Raw genomic sequence first — 24,170 nt, forward strand, 5'->3', positions numbered from 1 at the left:
TTGTCCACAGGCGAGTGACACGAATCGGTAACGGCAGCAAGAATGCGGGAGTGGCGTCACGCGGAACTTTTCACGTGTGGTGTCCGTGTTTCGGGGTGGGCCGGCTGCGCATCGACAGCGTCGGCCCGGAGAAAGTAACGGGCCGAGGAGGGCCGGGTGACGACCTATGACGATCGAGCGAGCCTCACTGATCTGACCGCCGTGGTCGAGCGCGTGCGGGGTTCGGTGGAGGGCGTGATCGAGGGCAAGCCCGAGGTCGTACGGCTCTCGCTGACCGTGCTGCTCGCCGAGGGACATCTGCTGATCGAGGACGTCCCCGGGGTCGGCAAGACCATGCTGGCCAAGGCGCTGGCGCGGTCCATCGACTGTTCGGTGCGGCGTATCCAGTTCACGCCGGACCTGCTGCCGTCGGACATCACCGGTGTGTCCATCTGGGACCAGCAGCGCCAGGACTTCGAGTTCAAACCGGGCGCGATCTTCGCGCAGGTGGTGATCGGCGACGAGATCAACCGCGCCTCGCCCAAGACGCAGTCCGCGCTGCTGGAGTCGATGGAGGAGCGCCAGGTCACCATCGACGGCAAGACCTACGAGCTGCCGAGCCCGTTCCTGGTGGTCGCGACGCAGAACCCGGTGGAGATGGAGGGCACCTATCCGCTGCCCGAGGCTCAGCGCGACCGCTTCATGGCCCGTGTCTCGGTCGGCTATCCCAGCGCGGAGGCCGAACTGCGGATGCTGGACGTGCACGGCGGCGTCTCGCCGCTGGAGGACCTCCAGCCGGTGGCGCACGCGCACGAGATCGTGAAGCTGATCGAGGCGGTCCGCGGGGTTCACGTCTCCGATGCGGTCCGTCGGTACGCCGTGGACCTGGTCGGCGCCACGCGCAACCACCCGGACCTGAGACTGGGCGCCTCCCCGCGCGCGACGCTGCATCTGCTGCGCGCGGCGAAGGCGTCCGCCGCCCTCAGCGGCCGGGAGTACGCACTGCCGGACGACGTGCAGGCGCTCGCCGTGGCCGTGCTGGCCCACCGGCTGCTGCCCACCGCCCAGGCGCAGCTCAACCGCCGGACCTCGGAGCAGGTCGTCCAGGAGATCCTCCAGCGCACCCCGGTGCCCGCGGCGCCCCAGCAGAGCGGCTTCGGCGGCTTCGACCGCGGTACGCCGGCGTATCCGCAGCAGCCGCCGCGGAGGCTGTGATGACCACCCCGGGTCCGGGACCGGTGGACGGCGACCACGGTGACAAGAGCGGGATCCGCACCGCCCTGACCGGTCTGACCACCCGAGGGCGTTCCTTCCTGGCCGCCGGTGTCGCGGCGGCCGTCTGCGCCTATGTGCTCGGGCAGACCGACCTGCTGCGGGTCGGCCTGCTGCTGGCGGTGCTGCCGCTGGTGTGCGCGACCGTGCTGTACCGCACGCGCTACCGGGTCGCCGGCAGTCGCCGCCTGTCCCCCGCACGCGTGCCCGCCGGCTCGGAGGCCCGGGTCCATCTGCGGATGGAGAACGTCTCGCGGCTGCCCACGGGCCTGCTGATGCTCCAGGACCGGGTGCCGTACGTCCTCGGCCCGCGCCCCCGCTTCGTGCTGGACCGGGTGGAGGCGGGCGGGCGCCGCGAGGTGTCCTACCGGGTCCGTTCCGACCTGCGCGGACGCTACCCGCTGGGCCCGTTGCAGCTGCGCCTGACCGACCCGTTCGGCATGTGCGAGCTGACCCGGTCCTTCTCGACGTACGACACCCTGACGGTGATCCCGCGCACCGAGCCGCTGCCGCCGGTGCGGCTGAGCGGCGAGGCGAAGGGGTACGGCGAGGGGCGGCAGCGCTCGCTGGCGCTGGCGGGCGAGGACGACGTGATCCCGCGCGGCTACCGCTACGGCGACGATCTGCGCCGGGTGCACTGGCGCTCCACGGCCCGCTACGGCGAGCTGATGGTGCGCCGTGAGGAGCAGCCGCAGCGCGCCCGGTGCACGGTCCTGCTGGACACGCGCGGGACAGCCTTCGAGGGCGCCGGCCCGGACTCGGCCTTCGAGTGGGCCGTCTCGGGTGCCGCGTCCGTGCTGGTGCACATGCTGGAGCGGGGCTTCTCGGTGCGGCTGCTGACGGACACCGGCAACGCGGTGCCCGGTGAGGGCGGGGACGGGTTCGCGGGCGCGAGCCAGGAGTCGGCCGACGCGGCCGGTTTGATGATGGACACCCTCGCGGTGATCGACCACTCCGACGGCGCGGGCCTGTCCCGTGCGTACGACGTGCTGCGCGGGGGGAGCGAGGGGCTGCTGGTGGCCTTCCTCGGCGACCTGGACGAGGAGCAGGCGGCGGTGGTGGCCCGGATGCGGCAGCGCAGCTCGGGCGCGGTCGCCTTCCTGCTGGACAGCGCCGCCTGGGTGCGGGAACCGACGGATGTGCCCGGTCCGTTGGACACAAGCGGCGCGGAGCGGCTGCGGATGCTGCGCGAGGCGGGCTGGACGGCCCTGAGCGTCCCGCGGGGCGCCTCGCTGCACGAGCTGTGGCGGCAGGCGGACCGGGAGCGCACGGGCCTGGCCGCGGCGGGCGGGACGATCGACGGGGGGTCACCGTGATGAGCGGGCGCACACGACTGGCGCTGGGCGCGTGGGCGGCCACGCTGATGGCGGCGTGCGCCCTGCTGCCCCTCGTCGAACCGGCCGGCTGGATCCTTCAGGCGGCCTTCCTGCTGGCGGTGCAGTCGGGCATGGGCATGGCGGCCCGCCGGGTGCCGCTCGCCCGGCCGCTGACCGTGGCGGCGCAGGCCGTCGTCACGGTGCTGCTGCTGACGGTGGTGTTCGCCCGTCAGCAGGCCCTGTTCGGGCTGATACCCGGGCCGCAGGCCCTGCGGCACTTCGCCGATCTGCTGCAGCAGGGCTCCGACGACATCGCGCGCTATGCGATCCCGGCGCCGCTGTCGTCCGACGGCATCCGGCTGATGCTGATCGGCGGGGTCCTGGTGATCGGGCTGCTGGTGGACTCCCTCGCGGTGACGTTCCGCAGCGCGGCTCCGGCCGGGCTGCCCCTGCTCGCGCTGTACTCCGTGGCCGCGGGTCTGTCCGACGGCGGCGCCGACTGGCTGTGGTTCGTGGTGGCGGCGGCCGGCTATCTGATGCTGCTGCTCGCCGAGGGACGTGACCGGCTCTCCCAGTGGGGCCGGGTCTTCGGCGCGGCGCCGCGCGCGTCGGGCGGGGGCGGGGAGCCGAGCGGCGCGACCGCTCCGGTCCGCACCGGGCGTCGCATCGGCGCGGTGGCGCTGGGCATAGCCCTGGTGGTGCCGCTCGGCCTGCCCGCGATGAACGGCGGTCTGCTGGACGCCGCCGGGGCGGGCGTGGGTTCCGGCAGCGGGGGCGGCGGCACGATCTCCGCGGTCAACCCGCTGGTGTCGCTGCGCGACAGCCTGAACGTGGACGAGGACCGCCAGGTCCTGTCCCTGCGCACGAGGAACGGCGGCGACGTCTCGGACCTGTACGTGCGGATCGTGTCGCTGGACGACTTCGACGGCACCACGTGGAAGCCGTCCAAGCGGCGTATCGAGCCCGTCCCGGACGGCACGTTCCCGACGCCGGTGGGTCTCGGACCGGACGTCAAGCGCAAGGAGTTCGACACCACGATCTCGGCGGCCGACTGGTACGCCCAGGACTGGCTGCCCATGCCCTACCCGCCGAGCGGCGTGACCATCCGGGGCAACTGGCGCTACGAGCCCGTGGGGATGACGCTGGTCGGCGACCACGGCCAGAACACCCGCGGCCTGACGTACCAGGTGAAGAGCCTGGACGTGCAGCCGACGCCGGAGCAGCTCGCCTCGGCGCCGCAGCCGTCCGCGGCCGTCCTGCGGGAGTACACCAGGCTGCCCGACTCGCTGCCGCAGGTGGTGTCCAGGACCGCCCGCCAGGTCACCGAGGGCGCGACGAACTCCTACGACAAAGCGGTCAAGCTCCAGGACTACTTCGCCGTGACCGGAGGCTTCGAGTACGACACCCAGGTCGACGTCGGCAGCGGCTCGCAGGCGATCGCCCGTTTCCTGCGGGACAAGCAGGGTTTCTGCGTGCACTTCTCCTTCGCGATGGCGGCGATGGCCCGCTCGCTGGACATACCGGCCCGGGTGGCGGTGGGCTTCGCGCCCGGCACCCCGCAGGGGGACGGTTCGATCTCGGTGGGGCTGCGGGACGCGCACGCCTGGCCGGAACTGTACTTCGAGGGGGTGGGCTGGACCCGCTTCGAGCCGACCCCGACCCGCGGTTCGATTCCGTCGTACACACTGCCCGACACGCCCGGCAGCTCGCTGCCGAACCAGGCGCAGCCGTCCCAAACGGCGTCCTCGGTGCCGTCCGCCGCGCCGTCGGCGAGCGAGAGCTGCACGGCGGAGCAGAAGAAGCTGGACGGCGGCTGCTCCAGCGAGTCCCCGCAGGCGGCGCTGCCCACGGACACCGACGGATCGAAGTGGTACACGGTGCCGGCCTGGGTGCTCGGCGGCCTGATGGCCCTCCTGCTGCCGCTGTCGCCGCTGCTGTGGCGGCTGCGGACCCGTGCCGTCCGGCTGGGCGCGCACGGTCGCACGGACGCGGACACGGCGGTGCACACCCTGGCGGTCTGGCAGGAGCTGTCCGACACCGCGTGGGACTTCGGCATCGCGCCGGACGAGTCACTGACACCGCGCAAGGCGGCCGCCCGCATCGTCCGGCTAGGCACCCTCGATCCGACGGCGGCGGCGTCCGCGCACCGGGTGGCGGACGCTGTGGAGCAGGTCCTGTACGCACCCCGCCCCCGCCCGACGGTGGGCCTCACGGACGATGTCCACCTCGTCACGGCGGGTCTGCGGGCGTCGGCCGGCCGGGCCGGGCAGCTCCGCGCGTTGTTCGCGCCCCGCTCCACCGTGCGGGTGGTGTGGAGGGCTTCGGCGTGGTGGGCGGGCGTCAGAGAACGCGCTCTGGCGGCTCGGCCCCCATGGTGGCGGAAGCCGTCGGGGCAGCAGAGCTGAGAAGCCTCCCGGGCGGGCGGCCTGCGGGAGGTGCGCCGTGCCCGGGGGTGCCGCACCGAGGGGCGTGGTTTCCGGGGGCCGGGCCGGTGGGCTCGGCCCCCGTCATGTGGGGCGACTGGGAGCCGACCGTGTGGTGCCTGCGGCCCGGTCCGATGCCGCCCCAGCGGGCCGGTCCTACCGGAGGGCCGCGCGGCGGGCGCTGATGCAGTCGGCCTTCGCGGCGGGGGCCCGCCGCACGCCGCGGAGGCGGAGCTTCGCGAGGCTCAGACCCCAGAGGTTGCTTCTCCGGTCAGCCGGCCGGGCATGCGTCAGGGGGTGACCACCGGTGGTGGTCACCCCCTGACGTACGTGTTCACGCAGGTCGCGGAGCGCGGCTCGCGGAGCGGCTAGTGGCCTTGTTCGTCGCGGCGGCGCTGCCAGCGCTCTTCGATGCGGTCCATCATGGAGCGCCGCTGCCGACCCTGACGGCGGGCGTGCGGGGCACCGGCTGCCTGTTCGCCCGGCTTGGGAGCCTTGCGCCAGCCGGTCACGGCGAGAACCGCGCAACCGAGCATGACGAGGAAGCCCACGACGCTGAGCCAGACCTGCTTGGCGACCATACCGGCCATGAGGAGCGCAATACCAACGAGGAAGCCCGCGACCGCCTGGTAGACCCGCCGCCGGGTGTACGTACGCAGCCCGCTTCCCTCAAGCGCCGACGCGAACTTGGGATCTTCGGCGTACAGCGCTCGCTCCATCTGCTCGAGCATGCGCTGCTCGTGCTCCGAGAGCGGCACGGAGTCCTCCTCATCGTGCAGTCGCCGGGGCGACCCTGGGGGGTCTCTTCAGGATAGGCAGGGAATCGCCCCCGTGAAACCCGCCCCTCTGCGCCAATTGGCCAACCGGAATCCGCCATGAATGGCCCGGCCCGCTGAGGCTTCCATTCCCCGACGGCCGACCCGTCATGCCGGACGGTCTCCCTCGATCATACGGCGCCAAGCCGCCGTTCGGGGGGCCTGTGGCGTACTCCATCCGCAGCCGACGCGCTGATCAGTGGCATCGTCTCAGTAGGTACCCGGGGTGACAGGAGGCACTCAGGCCTCACCAGTCGCTTCGGCCTCAGAGGTCACGCCCGCCTCGCTGATCGCCCCTTCTCACAGGAGGCACTCAACTTCTCAGTCGCTTTCGGCCTCAGAGGCGCTCATGCCTCGTCGGTCGGGCTCATGTCTCGTGGGTCGCTTCGGTTTCACCGAGCACGTGAAGCTGCGTGGCCACCGAGTGGAAGGCCGGCAGCTCCGCCGCCGCCTCCTCCAGCTTCAGCAGCGCCTCCAGCGCGCCGGGCTCGGTGTCGACCAGCACACCGGGCACGAGGTCGGCGAAGACCCGCACGCCGTGCACGGCACCGACCCTCAGGCCGGCTCCCTCGACCAGTGCGGTGAGCTGGTCGGCGGTGAAGCGGCGCGGCATGGGGTCACCCGTGCCCCATCGTCCGTTCGGGTCGTCGAGCGCCTGCTTGGCCTCCTTGAAGTGACCGGCGAGGGCTCGCGCCAGTACGGCTCCGCCCAGACCGGCGGCGAGCAGGCTGAGCACGCCCTCGGCGCGCAGCGCGGCCACCGCGTTGCGGACGCCCTCGGCCGGGTCGTCCACGTACTCCAGGACGCCGTGGCACAGCACCACGTCGTACCCGCCGCGCTCGACCACGTCGAACAGTCCGTGGGCGTCGCCCTGCACGCCCTGGACCCGGTCGGCCACGCCGGCCTCGGCGGCGCGGCGCTCCAGCGCGAACAGGGCGTTCGGGCTGGGGTCGACGACGGTGACCCGGTGGCCGAGGCGGGCGACGGGCACCGCGAACTTGCCGCTGCCGCCCCCGGTGTCGAGGACGTCCAGCGCCTGCCGCCCCGTGGCCTTGACCCGGCGGTCCAGGGCGTCCTGGAGGACCTCCCAGACCACGGCGGTACGGAGAGAGGCGCGGGGTCGCATCGGGTCCGACACGGCAGTTGACTCCTCGGCGCGGCACCGCCTGTTGTACGGCGGAGCGAACGGGTCGCCTCCCCCGCCGGCTGTCGGCGGGAAGGCTCAGGCGCCCTCCACCCTATTGCCTTCGACGCCTCACCTGGTCACTGCGGTGTGCAACGGTCCGCACCCGCCCACCGGGCCGATCGGCCCGCCGCGCCGCCGGCCCGCACGGCCCTCCGGCGTGACGCGCCGGAGCCTGCGATCCCCGCCTCGCCGGAGCCTCCGATCCCCGCCTCGCCGGAGCCTCCAATCCGCGCCGCCGGGGGCCGCGCCACCGTCTCGTGTCACCCGGGTCGCTGATCAGCCCACCGCCCCGCCGGTCCGGACAGCCCTTCGGCGTGACCCGCCGGAACCTCCGATCCCCGCCTCGCCGGCGGTCCGCGCCACCCTCTCGTGTGACCCCTGTACCCGTGTCGCCCGTGGCGCTGGTCGGCGCCGTCCGTCCCTGGCTCCGACGGCGGCACCGCTCCCCTGGTCGCCCCTCCTACCCCTCACATCGCCGGTCCGAGGCCCGTCCGTGTCCGCCCGTCAGCCCGCGTCCGGCATGTCGCGGTCCGTGTTGCGCCGCTCCCGCTGGTCCGCGTCCGGGCGTGGCTGGGGCAGCACCGGCTGGAGGACCAGCATGCGCTCGACCAGGCGGACGAACATCGACACGTCCCGTATCAGGTCGTCGGCGTCCCGGCTGGTGGCCGCGCCCTGGATGCCCGCCTCGGCCCGGGCCCGGCGACGGGCGCCGGAGGCGAACAGCGCGCTCCACTCGGTGAGTTCGGGAGCGATCTCGGGGAGCACTTCCCAGGCGCTCCTGATCTTGGCCCGGGCTCGGGGTGAGGTTTCCGGCCGCCCTCGGGCGGCGAGCACGGCGGCGGCGGTGCGCAGCGCGGCGAGGTGAGCCGTCGCGTACCGCTCGTTGGGCGTCTGGAGGCCGGCTGCCTCGTCGAGTCCGGCGCGAGCCTGGGCGAGCAGGTCGAGGGCGGCGGGCGGGGCCGTGGCCCGGCGCAGCACGGGGTGCACGTCGCTCGCCGGGCCGGTCAGTGAGGGGGCAGGGCCGGTGGCGCGGCGCCGACGGGCGGCTGCTGCGTGGTAGCTGGCCATGACGAACCTCCTGTCGTCTGCGTGACGGCACGCCCTGCTACGAGGTGCCGTATGTGCCCATCGTGAGGTATGGCACTGACAATCCGTTCTGACCTGCGGCTTTGCTTCGATCGCGCGTCCGGGCTAGTTTTTGCACTGACCAGTCAGTTCAAAAAATTCGAGGTTCAAGTTCAGGGGGTGGGTGAGCCGTGGGCGGAGTCGCTGTCACGGCCCGGGACCTCGGTGTCGAGGGGCCCCGCGGCTGGGCGTTCCGCGGGGTCCGTCTCGACGCGGAGCCCGGCGCGCTGATCGCCGTCGAGGGACCGTCCGGCTCGGGCCGCACCTGTCTGCTGCTCGCGCTGACCGGACGCATGAAGGCCACCGAGGGGACGGCCGTCGTGGGTGAGGCCCGGCTGCCGAAGCGGATGGCGGCGGTGCGCCGCGTCAGCGCGCTGGCGCACGTGGCCGGTGTCACCGACCTCGATCCGGCCCTCACGGTCGGGGAGCATCTGCGCGAGCGGGCGTTGCTGCAGCGCCGTTTCGGCGACTCGCCGCGTGGACTGCTGCGGCCGCGCGTCGAGCGCAGGAGCGAGGAGAGGCGGCGGATCGACTCCGCGCTGGCCGCAGCCGGCCTCGACCGCGCGGCGCTGCCCAAGGGCGCGCGCACCGTCGTACGGGACCTGGAGCGCCTGGAGGCGCTGCGGCTGTCCATCGCCCTGGCCCTGCTGGGTCGCCCGCGGCTGCTCGGCGTCGACGACGCGGACCTGAAGCTCTCGGCCGCCGAGCGGGCGGAGGTGTGGACCCTGCTGCGGTCCGTCGCCGAGGCCGGGACGACGGTGCTGGCGGTGTGCAACGAGGCCCCCGAGGGGGCGGTGGTCGTGTCCACCACGGCAACCGAGCCCCACGACGGCAGCCCCCACGACCATGCCGCCGAGGCCGCCGAAGCAGCCGAAACGGCCGAAGCCGCCGACGGCCACGACGCTCATGATGCCGACGCCCCTCACGCCACTGACGCCCCCGACCAAGCAAAGGAGACGCCCGATGCGCTCGCCGAAACTGGCCGCTCTTGAGCTCCGCCGTTTCGGCCGGGGCAAGCTGCCGCGCGCGGCCCTCGTCGCGCTGCTGGTGCTGCCGCTGCTGTACGGAGCCCTGTACCTGTGGTCCTTCTGGGACCCGTACGGTCGGCTGGACCGCGTCCCCGTGGCGCTCGTGAACGACGACAAGGGCGCGACCGTCGACGGCAGGAAGATCAATGCGGGCGACGACATCACCGAAGGGCTGCGCGACAGCCGGACCTTCGAGTGGCACGAGGTGAGCGCGGCCGAGGCGCGCGAGGGCGTCGAGGACGGCACCTACTACCTGTCTCTCACGATGCCGGCCGACTTCAGCAGGCGGATCGCCTCCAGCTCGGGCGACTCCCCGCAGACCGGGGCGCTCCAGGTGCGGACGAATGACGCCAACAACTACATCGTCGGGCAGATTTCCCGGACGGTTTTCAGCGAGGTGCGGCAGGCCGCGTCCACGAAGACGTCGCGGTCCTTCCTGGACAAGATCTTCCTCTCCTTCTCCGACATCCACGGCGAGACCGTGAAGGCGGCCAAGGGCGCCGACCGGCTCCAGGGCGGCATCGGCAAGGCGGAGAAGGGCTCCAAGGACCTCGCCGACGGGCTGAAGGACGCCAAGGCCGGCAGCGGCGAGCTGTCCGAGGGCCTGAAAAAGCTCCACAAGGGCGCCGGCGATCTGGAGGACGGCTCATGGCGGGTCGCCGAGGGCACGCGGACGCTCGCCGACAAGGTCAACGGGGTCGACGCCAGGGTGGGCCCCTTCCTGAAGGACAACGAGCAGACCATCGGCGACACCGCCAGGCTCGTCGCGGACGGGTCCGAGGCGATCCGCGACAACCTCGACACCCTGGTGGAACGGGCGCCGACGGCCGCCAGGGGCGCGCACGCGGCGTCCGACACGCTCGACGAGATCTACCAGAGGCGCTGTGCGGAGCCCGTCCTGGCGGACGCCGCCTGCTCCGACCTGAAGAAGGCGAAGGACTCCGCGGCCGACGTGGCCCTCATCGCCGACGACCTGAATGCGCTGATCGCCGACCACGACGGTGACGTCAAGAAGCTCGACAAGAACCTGGCCGCCCTCCAGAAGCAGGCCCGGGCGCTCGCCGACCAGGCGCCGCACCTGTCCGAGGACCTCGACGACGCCGTCAAGAAGATCAACAAACTGAACGACGGGGCCGCCAAGGTCGCCGCCGGCGCGAAGAAGCTCCACACGGGGCTCGGCACCGCGACAACCGGAGCCGTGAACCTCGACAAGGGCGTCGGCCGGCTGAAGACGGGCGCCGAGAACCTGAACGGCGGGATGTACAAGCTGGTGGACGGCTCCGGCAGGCTCGCCGGCGGGCTGCACGACGGCGCCGAGCAGATCCCCGACTACGACCAGCAGGACCGTGACCGGCGCACCGAGGTGATGGCGGACCCCGTGCAGCTCGTCTCCCGGGATCTGCACAAGGCTCCCAACTACGGCACCGGGTTCGCCCCGTACTTCATCCCGCTGTCGCTGTGGGTGGGCGCGATGGTGGCGTACATGCTGATCACGCCGATGAACCGGCGCGCGCTCGCCGCGGGTGCCTCGGCGTGGCGGATCGCGCTCGCGGGCTGGCTGCCGGTGGTGGCGATCGGGGTGCTGCAGACCGTGGCGCTGATGTCGGTGCTGCACTGGGCGGTCGGTCTGGAGATGGCGCGGGCCGCGGGGACGGTGACCTTCCTGATCCTGGTGACGGCGTGCTTCGCGGCGATCGTGCAGTGGCTGAACGCGCGCTTCGGGGCGGCCGGCCGGATCCTCGTGCTGGCCCTGCTGATGCTCCAGCTGACGTCGGCGGGCGGCACCTATCCCGTGCAGACGAGCCCCGGCTTCTTCAACGCGCTGCACCCGTTCCTGCCGATGAGCTACGTCGTCGACGCCCTCAGGAGGCTCATCACGGGCGGTGGCCTGGAACCGGTGTGGCACGCGTGCGTGGTGCTGACCGCGTTCACCGCGGGCGCCCTGGCGCTGACCGCGGTGGCGGCCCGTCGCCGGCAGGTGTGGACGCTGGACCGGCTGCATCCGGAGCTGAGCCTGTGACCTGGCGGACATCCGGGGAGGCGGTTGCTGTGACAATCGGGGCCATGGAACGCAGCAGTGCCGCGTCGGGCGGCAGCACCCGCCGTGAGGCCACCCGGCAGAAGCTCTACGAGGCGGCCGTCACGCTCATCGCCGAGCAGGGCTTCTCCGCCACCACCGTGGACGAGATCGCCGAGCGGGCCGGGGTGGCGAAGGGCACGGTCTACTACAACTTCGCGAGCAAGTCCGTCCTCTTCGAGGAGTTGCTGCGACACGGCGTGGGCCTCCTGACGGCCTCCCTCCAGGAGGCGGCCGAGCAGACGGCGAAGGAGGGCGGCGGCAAGGTGGACGCCCTGGACGCGATGGTCCGCGCGGGCCTCGTCTTCATCGACCGCTACCCGGCTTTCACGCAGCTGTACGTGGCCGAGCTGTGGCGCACCAACCGGGCCTGGCAGTCGACCCTGATGGTGGTCCGGCAGGAGGCCGTCGCGGTCGTCGAGGGCGTTCTGCGCGAGGGGGTGGCGAACGGCGAGTTCAGCGAGGAGATCGACGTGCCGCTGACGGCGGCCGCGCTGGTCGGCATGGTGCTGGTGGCGGCGCTGGACTGGAAGTCCTTCCAGCCGGAGCGTTCCCTCGACGACGTGCACGCGGCGCTGTCCCGGCTCTTGCAGGGCCGGGTGAGCGGCCACCGCTGAGAGGACCGCACGCGAAAGCGCCGGTCCGATGTGGCCGCGTCCCCCGCGGGCCACCGTCGGACCGGCGCCTTCCTTGCTCCCCCGTACATCCCCCGTACGTCCCCCCGTGGACCCCCGTTCTCGGTCGTCCCCCGGGATCCCCCGTGCCTCGCTCCCGCCGGCGTCGCCGACGGAAGGAGCGGATCGCGGGCCGGACCGTTCCGGCGCCCCGTGTCGCCGGTACCGGAGCCGTGCCCCTCTCCGTGTCTCCACTCTCTCCTTCGCGCAGGTCGTGCCCCATCCGCGCGCGTACTCATCTCGCCGACTAGGTACGGATACTCAGTCGTGCGCACGCGCCCTCAGCGCGCTGCGCCACCGCCTGGTCACGAGCGCGTCCGCGCCCGTACTCCCCCGGCCGTACCGTCCCTCCGACAGCGGGGAACACCGCTGGTCACCGGCCCGGGCGTGGACTGTCCGAGGGGGCCGATAAAGTCCCTGGCATGGCACGGATTGCGGTGATCGGCGCCGGGATGGGCGCACTGGCGTCCGCCGCCCGGCTGGCCGTCGCGGGCCACCGGGTGGCGGTGTACGAGCGGACGCAGACGTACGGCGGAGCGGTGCGCCGCTTCCAGCGGGACGGCTTCTCCTTCGACACCGGACCCGCGCTGCTGCCGCTGCCGGCGGTCTACCGCGACCTGTTCGTCAAAACGGGCAAGGAGCCGCTGGAGGCGTGCGTCGAGCTGGTGCAGGTCGACCCCTCGGTACGGCACGTGTTCCCGGACGGCACGCGGGCCGCGCTGCCCAACGCCTCCCGCGCGGGCGTCGTCGCGGCCCTGGACGAGGCGCTCGGGCCGGGCGCCGGGCAGCGCTGGGGCGACTTCCTGGTGCGCGCCCGCGAGGCCTGGGACCGGACCCGCCGGCCCCTCCTGGAGGAACCGCTGTGGCCGAACTGGCAGGTGCTGGCCGAGCGCGAGCCCTACCCGGCGGTCCCCCACAAGCGGCTGCTGCGCACCCGCCGCGCGGCCACGCTCGCCGAGATCGGCGCCTGGGAACTGCGCGACCCCCGGCTCGCCGCGCTGCTGGAGAGCCACGCGCTCGCGTACGGCCTCGATCCCCGGGAGACCCCGGCGAGCGCGGCGGTGCTGCCCTACATGGAGCATGCCTTCGGCACCTGGTACGTGCGAGGCGGTCTGCGTGAGCTGGCGCGTGCGGTGTACGAGCGCTGCGTCGCCCGTAAGGTCGAGTTCCGTTTCGGCGCCGAGGTCACCGGGGTGCTGGAGAAGGACGGCCGGGTGGCCGGGGTGGAGCTCGCCGACGGGACGGTGGCGGAGGCGGACTTCGTGGTCGCCGGTGTCGCGCCCGCCGCGCTGCACCGTCTCACCCGGGGCACGGCGGTACGGGGCGACGGCGAGGTGCCCGCGCAGCGCGGGACGGCCAGCCGTCTCACGGTGCTGCTGGCCCTGCGCGGCGGCCAGCCCGAGGGCACCGCGCACCGCACAGTGGTGCACACACCGGACCGCGAGTCGGAGCTGGACGCGCTGTCCGGCCGGACTCCGGGCCCGGTCGCGCACCCGACCGTCTCGGTCCTGCGGCCCGACGATCCGGCCCTCGTGCCGGACCCCGGCCACGAGGCGGTCACGCTCAGCACGGTGGTGCCCGCCGGGTCACAGGCCGACGAGCGGCACGCCGAGTACGTGATCGCCGCGGCCGAGCGCGCGATACCCGGCGTGCGCGACCGGCTCCTCTGGCACGAGATCCGCACCCCGGACGACGTCGCGGAGGCGACCGGCGCGGAGGGCGGAGCCGTCCCGGCACCGGCGCTGGCCGCGGCCGGCGGACGTCTGCTGCACCCGTCGAACAGCACGCGCGTCGAGGGCCTGTTCACCGTCGGCGGCTGGGCTCACCCCGGCGGCGGCCTGCCGCACGCGGGCATGTCGGGCGCCCTGGTCGCCGGGCTGATCGTGGAAGGGCCGGAATTCCGCGGCTCGCGGTGACGCGGCATCCGGTCCCTCAGAACCGGTACTGCTCGTCGTACCCGTTCCCCTGCGTCTGCTGCCCGTTGTCCTGGTACGGGTACGGCTGCTCCGGCGGGAGCTCGCCGCCGTACGGGTCGTCGGTAGTGCGCTGCTGGGGGACCCAGACGCCGCCGGGCGGGGTCTCGCCGTAGCCGCCGGTGCCGTACTGGCCCTGGCCGTAGCCCTGCTGCTCGTACTGCTGGCCGCCGTAGCCCTGGTCGTACGAGCCGCCGTAGGACTGGGTGCCGATGTAGGGGTCGGAGTAGGCCGCGTACTGCTGCTGGCCGGCGGCGTCGTAGCCGTAGCCCTGCTGGCCGTAGCCGGAGTAGTCGTAGGCGTAGGCCTGGTCGGCGGTCCGGGCGGCCGCCGCGTGCTGGTCCTGGGCGTAGCCGGATTCGCTGTACACGCCGTAGTGGCCGGTGTCGTCGGGCAGGGGATGCGGCTCGTACACCGTGGTGGTCTCGGCGTCCGTCGGCCGGCCGGGCCGGGCGGGTGCGAAGACGTCGTCGCGGTCGTAGTCGTCGTCCTGGCCGTACGGCATGCCATCGCCACCCTGGGTGTGGTCGTCGCCGTAGTCGCCCTCGGCCGCCTCCAGGCCGGAGACCTCCAGGGTGGGCTCCTGGCGGCCCCGCTCGCCGCGACGGCGCTTGCTGGCGCCCAGACCGCCCAGCGCGGGCGCGGACATCGCCCAGCCGGCCGAGAAGCCCCGGCGGAACGACAGCGTCACATAGGTCTGGCCGACCGCGAAGGCGGCCGCCCCCAGTCCGATGACGACGACGGACGGCATGAGGACACCGACCACGACACCGAGGAAGCCGACGAAGGCGAGCAGCCGCCAGCGCAGACGCGCCTTGTACTGCAGCAGCACCTCGCCCAGCAGCCACAGCGCGACGATGCCGAACGCGATGTAGAGGACCGTCCAGCCCATGTACGCCCCTCTCCCAGTGGCCGCTACGCAGTGTGTCGTACACCGGTGCGGCCGGTCTAGGCCTGCGGCGGGTGGTGCAGGCCCAGGTTCTCGTAGATTTCCAGCGTCGCCGTGGAGTTGTTGAGCGTGATGAAGTGCAGCCCGGGGACCCCCTCGGCCAGCAGCCGCGCACAGAACTCCGTGGCGAAGTCGATGCCAATGGAGCGTACCGCCGCCGGATCGTCCTTCGCTGTGAGGATCCGCTCTTTCAAGGCGTCCGGGAACGAGGCGTTGCTGAGCTTTGGCAACCGTTCCAGCATCTTCACACTGGTCACCGGCATGACCTCGGGAATGACCGGGGTCTCGCAGCCGGCGGCGTGCACTCGGTCACGCAGGCGCAGATAGGACTCCGGGTGGAAGAACATCTGCGTGATCGCGTAGTCGGCGCCCGCCCGGCACTTGTCGACGAAGTGCGTCACGTCCGTGTCCCAGTCGGCGGAGCGCGGATGCATCTCGGGGAAGGCGGCGACGCCGACGCAGAAGTCGCCCGACTCCTTGATGAGCCGGACGAGTTCGGCCGCGTAGGTCAGGCCCCGCGGGTGCGGGATCCACTCGCCCATGGGGTCGCCGGGCGGGTCGCCGCGCACGGCGAGCATGTTGCGGATCCCGGCGTCGGCGTACTGGCCGATGATGTTGCGCAGTTCGGCCACGGAGTGGTTGACCGCGGTGAGGTGCGCGACCGGGGTGAGCGTGGTGTCGGAGGCGATCTGCTCGGTCGCCCGGACGGTGCCCGCGCGCGTGGAACCGCCCGCGCCGTAGGTCACGGAGACGAAGTCGGGGCCGACGGCCTCGACCCTGCGGAGCGCGTTCCAGAGGTTCCGCTCGCCCTTCTCCGTCTTGGGGGCCCAGAACTCGAACGAGTACGTCGTCTTGCCGGCGGCGAGCATGTCGCGCACGGTGCGTGCGCGATCAGTCCTGGTGGATGCGGTTCCGAGGGCCATACCGGCAGGTTAGTCAGGGGGCGGCGGTCCCCCAACCGGACGGTGGTAATTTGCCCGAATTGTCGCACTGCTGTCCATCCCTTGGACACAGACGAGCCAACCCGGTGTCCGTACGGCCTGCCGCAGGGGGGCGCCTCAGACCTGCCGCAGCCGCTTCGCGAACTCGGCCGCGGCCGCGCCCGGGTCGTCCGCCTCCGTGATCGCCCGTACGACGACGACCCGGCGGGCGCCCGCCTCCAGGACCTGGTCGAGGTTGCCGAGGTCGATGCCGCCGATGGCGAACCAGGGGCGGTCGGTGCCGAGGGCGGCGGTGGAGCGGACGAGGTCCAGGCCCGGGGCGTGCCGGCCGGGCTTGGTGGGGGTCGGCCAGCACGGGCCCGTGCAGAAGTAGTCCACGCCCTCCTGGACGGCGGCGGCCGCCGCCTCCGACTCGGCGTGCGTGGAGCGGCCGATCAGGACGCCGTCGCCGAGGATCGCGCGGGCCGCGGGGACCGGGAGGTCGCCCTGGCCGAGGTGCAGGACGTCGGAGCCGGCGGCGTGGGCGACGTCCGCGCGGTCGTTGACCGCGAGGAGCTTACCGTGCCGGGCGCAGGCCTCGGCGAAGACGCGCAGGTGGTCCAGCTCCTCGGCGGCCTCCATGCCCTTGTCGCGCAGCTGCACGATGTCGACACCGCCCGCCAGGACCGCGTCCAGGAACTCCGCGAGGTCGCCCTGGCGCTTGCGGGCGTCGGTGCAGAGGTAGACCCGGGCGCCGGCGAGCCGGGCGCGCGCGGAGGCGGCGGTGTCGGGCATGGGCGTGTCCCCCCGTTGTCGGTGGTGCGGCCGCGCTCCGGTTGCCGAGGCACGGCCGCGCTGTCGGCGGACCGGCCGCGGCAGTCGGCGGCACGGCCGTCTTTGTTCTGCGGCACGGCCGCGGCAGGGCCTTGCCTCCGGCGTACGGGCGCGGCGGGCGCGGGACGGCTCGGGACCGTGGCCCGCGGGAACCGCGGCCCGTACACCGGACGGCTGTTCGGATCCGGCCCTGCTCGGACAGTACCGGACGGTCTTCGGTCGGCTCGGGTCAGACTGCGAGCGCCTGGGCGCGGCGCTTCACCTCCGTGCCGCGATTCTCGCGCAGCGCCTGCGCGGGCGTGCCCGGCAGGCTGGGGTCGGGCGTGAAGAGCCACTCCAGCATCTCTTCGACCGTGAAGCCGTCGTCCCGCAGGAGCGTCAGGGTTCCGGACAGGCCCTTGACGACCCTGTCCCCGTCGATGAAGTCCGCGGGGACGTGCAGCGCCTTGTTCTCACCACGGCGTACGGCGATGAGCTGGCCCTCCTTGACCAGCTGCCGCACACGCGTCACCTCGACGCCGAGCTTTTCGGCGATGTCGGGGAGAGTGAGCCAGCCGGGGACGAGAGCATCGATCTTTGCGTCAATCTCGGTCACGGAAACTAGCCTGCCATCCGGCACTGACAGTCGGAAGTCAGGCCGGTCCACCCGGCGGACGCGCCGTCCCCCGCACCTACGCCGTGGCCGCCTTCAAGGGCCTCGCCGGATCCGCCAGCAGCTCGGGATCCACCGGCACACCCGACTCGATCAGGCGGCGCCCCTGGGCCAGGTCCCTGGGCCGGCCCACCGCCAGCAGCGCGACCAGACGGCGCGCGCGGAGCCAGCACACCGTCCAGGCCGGGCCGGAGGGGTCGCCCCGCCACACCGTCCGGTCGGCCGTCGCGTGGTGGCCGGCGTACTGGACGAAACGGCCGAACTGCTCCGACCAGAAGTACGGCACCGGGTCGTAGACCGCCGGCGCCTCGCCGGTGGCCCGGCCGACGATGTTGACGGCCACCGTGCGCGGCCCCTGAAGGGCGTTGTCCCAGTGGTGCACCAGCAGGCGCTCGCCGTACCGTCCCGACGGGAAGGAGGCGCAGTCGCCGACCGCGTGGACGTCCGGCAGCGAGCTGCGCAGGTGCTCGTCGGCCACGATCTCGCCGTGCGCGCCCAGCTCGATCCCGGAGCCGGCGAGCCAGGCCGTGGCGGGGCGGGCACCGATGCCGACGACGACCGCGCCCGCGGGCAGCCGGGAGCCGTCGTCCAGGACCACCGCGCCGGGCTCGACGCGCTCCACGCGCGTGTGCGTCCGCAGCACGGCACCGGCGTCGGCGTACCAGGCGGCCATGGGTGCGGCCACCTCGGCGGGCAGCGCGCCCGCGAGCGGCCGTTCGGCGGCCTCCACGACGGTGACCGCGCAGCCCGCCTCGCGCGCGGCGGTGGCGAACTCCGCGCCGATCCAGCCCGCGCCGACGACCACGATGTCGTGCTGCCGGGCGAGCACCGGCCGCAGCCGTTCGGCGTCGTCCAGGGTGCGCAGCAGATGCACCCCGGGCACGCCCTCCGCGCCCGGCAGCCGGATCGGCTCGGCGCCGGTGGCCACGACCAGGACGTCGTAGGGCACGGGCCCGGCCTCGGTGTCCAGCTCGTGGTCGCCGGGGCGCAGGCCCAGCACTTCGCAGCCGAGCCGCAGTTCGATGCCGAGCGCCTCGAAGTCGACGTCGAAGGCGGAGCCCTCGGCCTTGCCGAGCAGCACGGCCTTGGACAGCGGCGGCCGGTCGTACGGCTGGTGGGGCTCCGCGCCGATGAGGAGCACGGTGCCGGTGAAGCCCTGCTCCCGCAGGGCGACCGCCGTCTGCACGCCGGCCATGCCCGCGCCCGCCACGACCACGCGCCGCGCCGTGGGACCAGCCCCTCCCGGGCCCTGTTCCTGCGTCTGCTCGCTCACCTGATCACCATAGACAACTGACAAACTGTCAGTCAGCGTTCGTGTGCAGTGACCTGCTCCACACCCCTGGCGCCGCCGGCCCTGCTCTTACCGAGCCACGGAGGCTCGGGCTAGGGTGGCCGACGTAAAGCACTCGCGGGAGCCCGGACGCACCGGGCTGAGAGGGAGGCTGGCGGCCTCCGACCGTACGAACCTGATCCGGGTCATGCCGGCGAAGGGAGGGGCTGGACGCCCATGTCGCCTACGCGCACGTCAGACGTCCTCGTCGTGGGGGGCGGAATCATCGGCCTGGTCACGGCCTGGCGGGCCGCGCAGCGCGGGTTCGTCACCGCTGTCGTGGACCCCGAGCCGGGCGGCGGAGCCGCACAGGTGGCGGCCGGGATGCTGGCCGCCGTCACGGAGCTGCACTACGGGGAGCAGACCCTGCTGGGCCTCAACGTGGCCTCGGCCCGGCGCTACCCGGACTTCGCCGCCGAGCTCACCGACCTCACCGGCCACGACCTCGGCTACCGCCGCAGCGGCACGCTCGCCGTCGCGTTGGACGCCGACGACCGGGCCCATCTGCGCGAGCTGCACGCCCTGCAGCAGCGGTCGGGACTGGACTCGCAGTGGCTGTCGGGGCGGGAGTGCCGGCGCCTGGAGCCGATGCTCGCGCCGGGCGTGCGCGGCGGGCTGCGGGTCGACGGCGACCACCAGATCGACCCTCGGCGGCTGGCCGGGGCGCTGGTCGCCGCGTGCGAGCGGGCGGGCGTCGTCTTCCACCGCGTCCGGGCCGAACGGCTCACCGTCCTGCACGACCGGGCCGCGGGGGTCGTCACGGCCGACGGCACCGAGCTGGGCGCCGGGCAGGTGGTCCTCGCCGCGGGCAGCCTCAGCGGACGGCTGGCGGGCGTCCCGCGGGACGTCGTGCCGCCCGTGCGGCCCGTGAAGGGGCAGGTCGTACGGCTGACCATGCCCGCGCACGGGACGCCGTTCCTGAGCCGCACCGTGCGGGCCGTGGTGCGCGGCAGCCATGTCTACCTGGTGCCGCGGGAGAGCGGCGAACTCGTCATCGGCGCGACGAGCGAGGAGATGGGCTGGGACACGACGGTCACCGCGGGCGGCGTGTACGAGCTGCTGCGCGACGCGCACGAACTGGTCCCCGGCATCACCGAGCTGCCGCTCACCGAGACACGGGCGGGGCTGCGGCCCGGCTCCCCCGACAACGCGCCGCTGCTCGGCCCGACCGGGCTGGACGGGCTGCTGCTGGCCACCGGGCACTACCGCAACGGCGTCCTGCTCACCCCGGTCACCGGCGACGTCATGGCACACGTCCTGACGACCGGCGAACTCCCGGAGGAGGCGCGCCCCTTCACCCCCAGGCGCTTCAGCACCGCCGCGGCCCTCACGGAGCAGCCCGCATGAAGATCCACGTCAACGGGGAGCCGCAGGAGATCGAGCCCGGCACGGCCCTCGACGCGGTGGTGCGGTCCCTCACCAGGGCGCCCTCCGGAGTCGCCGCCGCCCTCAACGAAACCGTCGTCCCGCGCGCGCAGTGGGCTGCCACGGCGCTGGCCGAGGGAGACCGCGTGGAAGTCCTCACCGCCGTCCAAGGAGGCTGACCATGGCCGACGATCCGTTCGTCCTCGGCGGTACGTCCCTCACGTCCCGCCTGATCATGGGCACGGGCGGGGCGCCCAGCCTCGACGTGCTGGAGCGCGCGCTCGTGGCGTCCGGGACGGAGCTGACGACCGTCGCGATGCGGCGCGTGAACCCCTCGGTGCACGGTTCCGTGCTGTCCGTCCTGAACAGGCTCGGCATCCGCCTGCTGCCGAACACGGCCGGCTGCTTCACCGCCGGAGAGGCCGTCCTCACCGCCCGCCTGGCACGGGAGGCGCTCGGCACCGACCTGATCAAGCTGGAGGTCATCGCCGACGAGCGCACCCTGCTGCCGGACCCTATCGAGCTGCTGGACGCGGCCGAGACCCTGGTCGACGACGGGTTCACGGTCCTGCCGTACACCAACGACGACCCCGTGCTGGCCCGGAAACTGGAGGACGTGGGCTGTGCCGCGATCATGCCGCTGGGCTCGCCGATCGGCTCCGGGCTCGGCATCCGCAACCCGCACAACTTCCAGCTGATCGTGGAGCACGCGCGCGTGCCGGTGATCCTGGACGCCGGAGCCGGCACGGCCTCCGACGCGGCGCTGGCGATGGAGCTGGGCTGTGCCGGTGTGATGCTCGCCTCGGCGGTCACCCGGGCGCAGGAGCCCGTGCTGATGGCCGAGGCGATGAAGCACGCGGTGGAGGCGGGACGGCTGGCGTACCGGGCGGGGCGGATTCCCCGGCGGCACTTCGCGGAGGCGTCCTCACCGACGGAGGGCCGCGCGGACCTGGACCCCGAGCGCCCGGCGTTCCAGTAGCGCGTCAGTCACAGCTCTGCTGCATTACGTCCCCAAGCAGGCGGAACGGTCAGCGCTGTCGGCGGCTGCTCGTACACTCGCCTGCGTGGACACGACCCTTCAGGACCCTCTGGTCGGGCAGTTGCTCGACGGCCGGTATCGCGTCGACGCGAGGATCGCGGTCGGCGGGATGGCCACGGTCTACCGGGCCGTGGACACCCGGCTCGACCGCGTCCTCGCGCTCAAGGTGATGCACCCTACGCTCGCGGCCGACGGCACGTTCGTCGAGCGGTTCATCCGCGAGGCGAAGTCGGTGGCCCGGCTGGCGCACCCGAACGTGGTGCAGGTCTTCGACCAGGGGACCGACGGGCCGTACGTGTACCTGGCCATGGAGTACGTGGCCGGCTGCACGCTGCGTGACGTGCTGCGCGAGCGCGGGGCGCTGCAGCCGAGGGCCGCCCTGGACATCCTGGAGCCGGTGCTGGCGGCGCTCGGCGCGGCGCACCGCGCCGGGTTCGTGCACCGGGACATGAAGCCGGAGAACGTCCTGATAGGGGACGACGGGCGGGTCAAGGTCGCCGACTTCGGTCTGGTACGGGCCGTGGACACGGTGACGAACACCACCGGGACCGTGCTCGGCACGGTCTCGTACCTCGCGCCCGAGCAGATAGAGCACGGCACCGCCGACCCCCGGGTCGACGTGTACGCGTGCGGCGTCATGCTCTTCGAGACCCTCACCGGCGACAAGCCCCACGACGGCGACTCCCCCGCCACCATCCTCTACAAGCATCTGCACGAGGACGTGCCGCCGCCGTCGGCCATCGTGCCCGGTATGGCGTACGAGCTGGACGAGCTGGTCGCGTCGGCGACCGCGCGCACCCCGGACGTCCGCCCGCACGACGCGGTGGCGCTGCTCGCGCGGCTCCGCGAGGCGCGCGGCCGGCTCAGCGCGGACCAGCTGGACGCGGTGCCGCCGCAGGCGCTCTCCGCGGAGCACGACAACGCCGAGGACCGTACGAGCGTGATCCCGCGCGCGCTGACCGTGCCGCGGCTGCTGCCGGTCAACGAGGCCGAGGAGCCGGACGACGCCGGCGCGCCGCCGCTGCACCGCACCAGCCGGTTCCAGACGCCTCCTCCGCCGCCGCCCCGGCGCCGCTCGGGTCTCCGGCGCGGGCCGTTCGCGATCGTGGTCGCCGTCCTGCTGGTGCTCGGCGTCGGCACGGGCATCTGGTACATCAACTCCGGCCAGTTCACCCAGGTGCCGCCGCTGCTGGAGAAGACCGAGCAGCAGGCCCGGGACCGGCTGGACCGGGCCGGGCTCGAGGTCGGCTCGGTCCGGCACGCCTACAGCGACACCGTGCGGCGCGGCACGGTCATCAGCACGGACCCGGAGGTCGGCGCCCGCATCCGGAGCAACGACGCGGTGACCCTCACGATCTCGAAGGGACCGCAGACCGTGCGCGTCTCCGACCTGCAGGGCTACCGGCTGGACAGGGCGCGGGAGGTCTTGAAGGACGAGGGACTGGAGCCGGGCATGGTGACCCGGGAGTTCAGCGGGGACGTGCCCAGGGGCATGGTGATCTCCACCGATCCCGAGCAGGGCACGAAGGTGCGGGCCGGCTCGGCCGTCGCGCTCACCGTCAGCAAGGGCCGTCCGGTGGACGTCCCGGACGTGACCGGGGAGGACCTGGCCGGCGCCACGGCCGAGCTGGAGGACGCCGGCCTGAAGGTCAAGGTGGCCCCCGAGCGCGTCAACTCGGAGCACGACAAGGGCCAGGTCGCCCGACAGACCCCGGGCAGCGGCAGCCGGGCCGCCGAAGGGGACACGGTCACGCTGACGCTGTCCAAGGGCCCGGAGATGATCGAGGTGCCGGACGTGGTCGGCGACAGCGTCGACGACGCCACGCGGAAACTGGAGGCCGCCGGTTTCCAGGTCGACGAGGACCGCGGTCTGCTCGGCCTGTTCGGCGACACCGTCAGGGGCCAGTCCGTCGAGGGCGGGGACACCGCGCCCAAGGGATCGACGATCACGATCGAGATCCGCTAGATCCGCACGGGGGGCCACCGGCCGGGACGACGCTGGACGGGCCGCCACCACACGGGACGACACGGCACGGAAAAGGCACCGGCCCGGACAACACCGGACCGACGGAACTGGACGGGCCGCCACCGCACGGAAACGACACGGGACCGAACAGCACTGGACGGGACGCCACCGCACGCGACGGCATCAGCACCGGCCGCCACCGGGACCGGACGGCAGCAACAGGCGGCACCGCACGGCACGACACCCGCCCGGACACCACCGCACGGCACGACACCCGCACGGCATTTGACGAGTCCCGACCGCCGACGCGGACATCACACGGATCTCCCGTCCGGACACGTCCGTCCGCATGACACCCTGAACGGGTGAACAGTCAGCAGTCCGGCCGCCCGCGCAATCCCGTCGGCGGCCATGTCCCCGTGGCCGGCGGTCTCCACTCCGTCGGCCTGTCCTACGCCCGCGACCTGCGGGCCGAGACGGTGCAGGTCTTCGTCGCCAACCCGCGCGGCTGGGCCACGCCGGCCGGCAATCCGAAGCAGGACGAGGCGTTCCGCGCGGCGTGCGAGGCCGAGTCGGTCCCGGCGTACGTCCACGCCCCGTACCTGATCAACTTCGGCTCGCACACCGAAGCGACGGTGGAGCGGTCGGTGGAGTCGCTGCGGCACTCGCTGCGGCGCGGGCGGGAGATCGGCGCGCTGGGTGTGGTCGTGCACACGGGCAGCGCGACCGGCGGCCGGGACAGGTCGGTGGCCCTGAAGCAGGTACGGGAGTACATGCTGCCACTGCTGGACGAGCTGACCCACGACGACGACCCGTATCTGCTGCTGGAGTCGACGGCGGGCCAGGGCGCCTCGCTCTGCTCGCGGACGTGGGACTTCGGGCCCTACTTCGAGGCGCTGGACGCCCACCCCAAGCTGGGCGTGTGCCTGGACACCTGCCATGTCTTCGCGGCGGGGCACGACCTGACCGGACCCAGCGGCATGCACCAGACGCTGGACCTGCTGGTGGACACGGTCGGCGATGGCCGGCTGAAGCTGATCCACGCCAACGACTCCAAGGACGTGGTCGGCGCCCACAAGGACCGGCACGCCAACATCGGCGCCGGGCACATCGGCGAGGACCCGTTCCGGGCGCTGATGAACCATCCCGCGACGGAGGGCGTCCCCCTGATCATCGAGACGCCCGGCGGCAAGGAGGGACACGCGGCGGACGTGGAGCGGCTGAAGAAGCTCCGGGAGAGCTGAGCC

The 24,170-nt window shown here is 73.1% G+C and carries 20 protein-coding genes and 1 riboswitch; of the genes, 12 read left to right on the forward strand and 8 right to left on the reverse strand.

Annotated features, from left to right (window positions below):
• Positions 1-156 precede the first annotated feature (156 nt).
• Genes ACFPZJ_RS24685 through ACFPZJ_RS24695 form a run of 3 tightly spaced genes read left to right on the forward strand, consistent with a single transcriptional unit; the run spans position 157 to position 4,972 of the window.
• Positions 157-1,194 (forward strand): AAA family ATPase, encoded by a 1,038-nt coding sequence (locus ACFPZJ_RS24685; protein WP_381025542.1) that lies wholly within the window; start codon positions 157-159, stop codon positions 1,192-1,194.
• Positions 1,194-2,567: a DUF58 domain-containing protein gene (locus ACFPZJ_RS24690; RefSeq protein WP_381025545.1), complete on the forward strand. Its 1,374-nt coding sequence runs from the start codon at positions 1,194-1,196 to the stop codon at positions 2,565-2,567. The genes ACFPZJ_RS24685 and ACFPZJ_RS24690 overlap by 1 nt, the downstream gene beginning before the upstream one ends.
• On the forward strand, positions 2,567-4,972 hold the full coding sequence (locus tag ACFPZJ_RS24695; RefSeq protein WP_381025548.1) for a transglutaminase TgpA family protein: 2,406 nt from the start codon (positions 2,567-2,569) through the stop codon (positions 4,970-4,972). The genes ACFPZJ_RS24690 and ACFPZJ_RS24695 overlap by 1 nt, the downstream gene beginning before the upstream one ends.
• A 386-nt stretch (positions 4,973-5,358) precedes the next feature.
• On the opposite strand, the gene ACFPZJ_RS24700 is transcribed toward ACFPZJ_RS24695, so the two are convergent.
• The 3 genes from ACFPZJ_RS24700 to ACFPZJ_RS24710 all read right to left on the reverse strand — a co-directional run bounded on the left by ACFPZJ_RS24700 (position 5,359) and on the right by ACFPZJ_RS24710 (position 8,059).
• Positions 5,359-5,748 (reverse strand): DUF3040 domain-containing protein, encoded by a 390-nt coding sequence (locus ACFPZJ_RS24700; RefSeq protein WP_381025551.1) that lies wholly within the window; start codon positions 5,746-5,748, stop codon positions 5,359-5,361.
• 424 nt (positions 5,749-6,172) lie between these two features.
• Positions 6,173-6,943: a methyltransferase gene (locus ACFPZJ_RS24705; protein WP_381025554.1), complete on the reverse strand. Its 771-nt coding sequence runs from the start codon at positions 6,941-6,943 to the stop codon at positions 6,173-6,175.
• A gap of 552 nt (positions 6,944-7,495) precedes the next feature.
• Positions 7,496-8,059, reverse strand: coding sequence for an SAV_6107 family HEPN domain-containing protein (locus ACFPZJ_RS24710; protein WP_381025557.1), 564 nt, complete (start codon positions 8,057-8,059; stop codon positions 7,496-7,498).
• Between the two features lie 188 nt (positions 8,060-8,247).
• On the opposite strand from ACFPZJ_RS24710, the gene ACFPZJ_RS24715 reads away from it, so the two are divergent.
• From ACFPZJ_RS24715 to ACFPZJ_RS24730, 4 genes are all read left to right on the forward strand, one after another.
• Complete coding sequence (locus ACFPZJ_RS24715; protein WP_381025560.1) at positions 8,248-9,108, forward strand: ATP-binding cassette domain-containing protein; 861 nt, start codon at positions 8,248-8,250, stop codon at positions 9,106-9,108.
• A complete protein-coding gene (locus ACFPZJ_RS24720) occupies positions 9,080-11,164 on the forward strand; it encodes a YhgE/Pip family protein (protein ID WP_381025562.1) in 2,085 nt (694 codons plus the stop codon). The genes ACFPZJ_RS24715 and ACFPZJ_RS24720 overlap by 29 nt, the downstream gene beginning before the upstream one ends.
• Positions 11,165-11,208: 44 nt before the next feature.
• Positions 11,209-11,838, forward strand: coding sequence for a TetR/AcrR family transcriptional regulator (locus ACFPZJ_RS24725; RefSeq protein WP_381025564.1), 630 nt, complete (start codon positions 11,209-11,211; stop codon positions 11,836-11,838).
• Between the two features lie 479 nt (positions 11,839-12,317).
• The gene (locus ACFPZJ_RS24730; RefSeq protein WP_381025567.1) at positions 12,318-13,811 is read left to right on the forward strand and encodes a phytoene desaturase family protein; all 1,494 of its coding nucleotides are present in this window, start codon (positions 12,318-12,320) and stop codon (positions 13,809-13,811) included.
• Positions 13,812-13,827: 16 nt separating this feature from the next.
• Here ACFPZJ_RS24730 and ACFPZJ_RS24735 read toward each other — a convergent pair whose 3' ends face one another.
• The 5 genes from ACFPZJ_RS24735 to ACFPZJ_RS24755 form a co-directional block, all read right to left on the reverse strand.
• On the reverse strand, positions 13,828-14,760 hold the full coding sequence (locus ACFPZJ_RS24735) for an SCO2102 family sporulation regulator (protein ID WP_381025569.1): 933 nt from the start codon (positions 14,758-14,760) through the stop codon (positions 13,828-13,830).
• Positions 14,761-14,816: 56 nt separating this feature from the next.
• The gene (metF, locus tag ACFPZJ_RS24740) at positions 14,817-15,740 is read right to left on the reverse strand and encodes a methylenetetrahydrofolate reductase [NAD(P)H] (RefSeq protein WP_381025571.1); all 924 of its coding nucleotides are present in this window, start codon (positions 15,738-15,740) and stop codon (positions 14,817-14,819) included.
• Positions 15,741-15,875: 135 nt separating this feature from the next.
• The gene (gene thiE / locus ACFPZJ_RS24745) at positions 15,876-16,532 is read right to left on the reverse strand and encodes a thiamine phosphate synthase (RefSeq protein WP_381025573.1); all 657 of its coding nucleotides are present in this window, start codon (positions 16,530-16,532) and stop codon (positions 15,876-15,878) included.
• Positions 16,533-16,800: 268 nt separating this feature from the next.
• A complete protein-coding gene (locus tag ACFPZJ_RS24750) occupies positions 16,801-17,166 on the reverse strand; it encodes an Rv2175c family DNA-binding protein (protein ID WP_381025575.1) in 366 nt (121 codons plus the stop codon).
• Between the two features lie 76 nt (positions 17,167-17,242).
• Positions 17,243-18,496 carry an NAD(P)/FAD-dependent oxidoreductase gene (locus ACFPZJ_RS24755; RefSeq protein WP_381025578.1) on the reverse strand — a complete coding sequence of 418 codons (1,254 nt, stop codon included), beginning with the start codon at positions 18,494-18,496 and terminating at the stop codon, positions 17,243-17,245.
• A gap of 125 nt (positions 18,497-18,621) precedes the next feature.
• Positions 18,622-18,733, forward strand: a riboswitch (TPP riboswitch).
• On the opposite strand from ACFPZJ_RS24755, the gene thiO reads away from it, so the two are divergent.
• The 5 genes from thiO to ACFPZJ_RS24780 all read left to right on the forward strand — a co-directional run bounded on the left by thiO (position 18,731) and on the right by ACFPZJ_RS24780 (position 24,167).
• A complete protein-coding gene (gene thiO, locus ACFPZJ_RS24760) occupies positions 18,731-19,900 on the forward strand; it encodes a glycine oxidase ThiO (RefSeq protein ID WP_381025580.1) in 1,170 nt (389 codons plus the stop codon). It overlaps the preceding riboswitch by 3 nt.
• On the forward strand, positions 19,897-20,097 hold the full coding sequence (thiS, locus tag ACFPZJ_RS24765; RefSeq protein WP_381025583.1) for a sulfur carrier protein ThiS: 201 nt from the start codon (positions 19,897-19,899) through the stop codon (positions 20,095-20,097). Before thiO ends, thiS begins: the two co-directional genes overlap by 4 nt.
• A 2-nt stretch (positions 20,098-20,099) precedes the next feature.
• Positions 20,100-20,897 carry a thiazole synthase gene (locus tag ACFPZJ_RS24770; RefSeq protein ID WP_381025585.1) on the forward strand — a complete coding sequence of 266 codons (798 nt, stop codon included), beginning with the start codon at positions 20,100-20,102 and terminating at the stop codon, positions 20,895-20,897.
• 85 nt (positions 20,898-20,982) lie between these two features.
• Complete coding sequence (pknB, locus tag ACFPZJ_RS24775) at positions 20,983-22,923, forward strand: Stk1 family PASTA domain-containing Ser/Thr kinase (RefSeq protein ID WP_381025588.1); 1,941 nt, start codon at positions 20,983-20,985, stop codon at positions 22,921-22,923.
• A gap of 365 nt (positions 22,924-23,288) precedes the next feature.
• A complete protein-coding gene (locus ACFPZJ_RS24780; RefSeq protein WP_381025591.1) occupies positions 23,289-24,167 on the forward strand; it encodes a deoxyribonuclease IV in 879 nt (292 codons plus the stop codon).
• Positions 24,168-24,170 lie beyond the last annotated feature (3 nt).

The sequence above is a fragment of the Streptomyces bullii genome, from assembly GCF_042657145.1.
Lineage (GTDB): Bacteria > Actinomycetota > Actinomycetes > Streptomycetales > Streptomycetaceae > Streptomyces > Streptomyces bullii.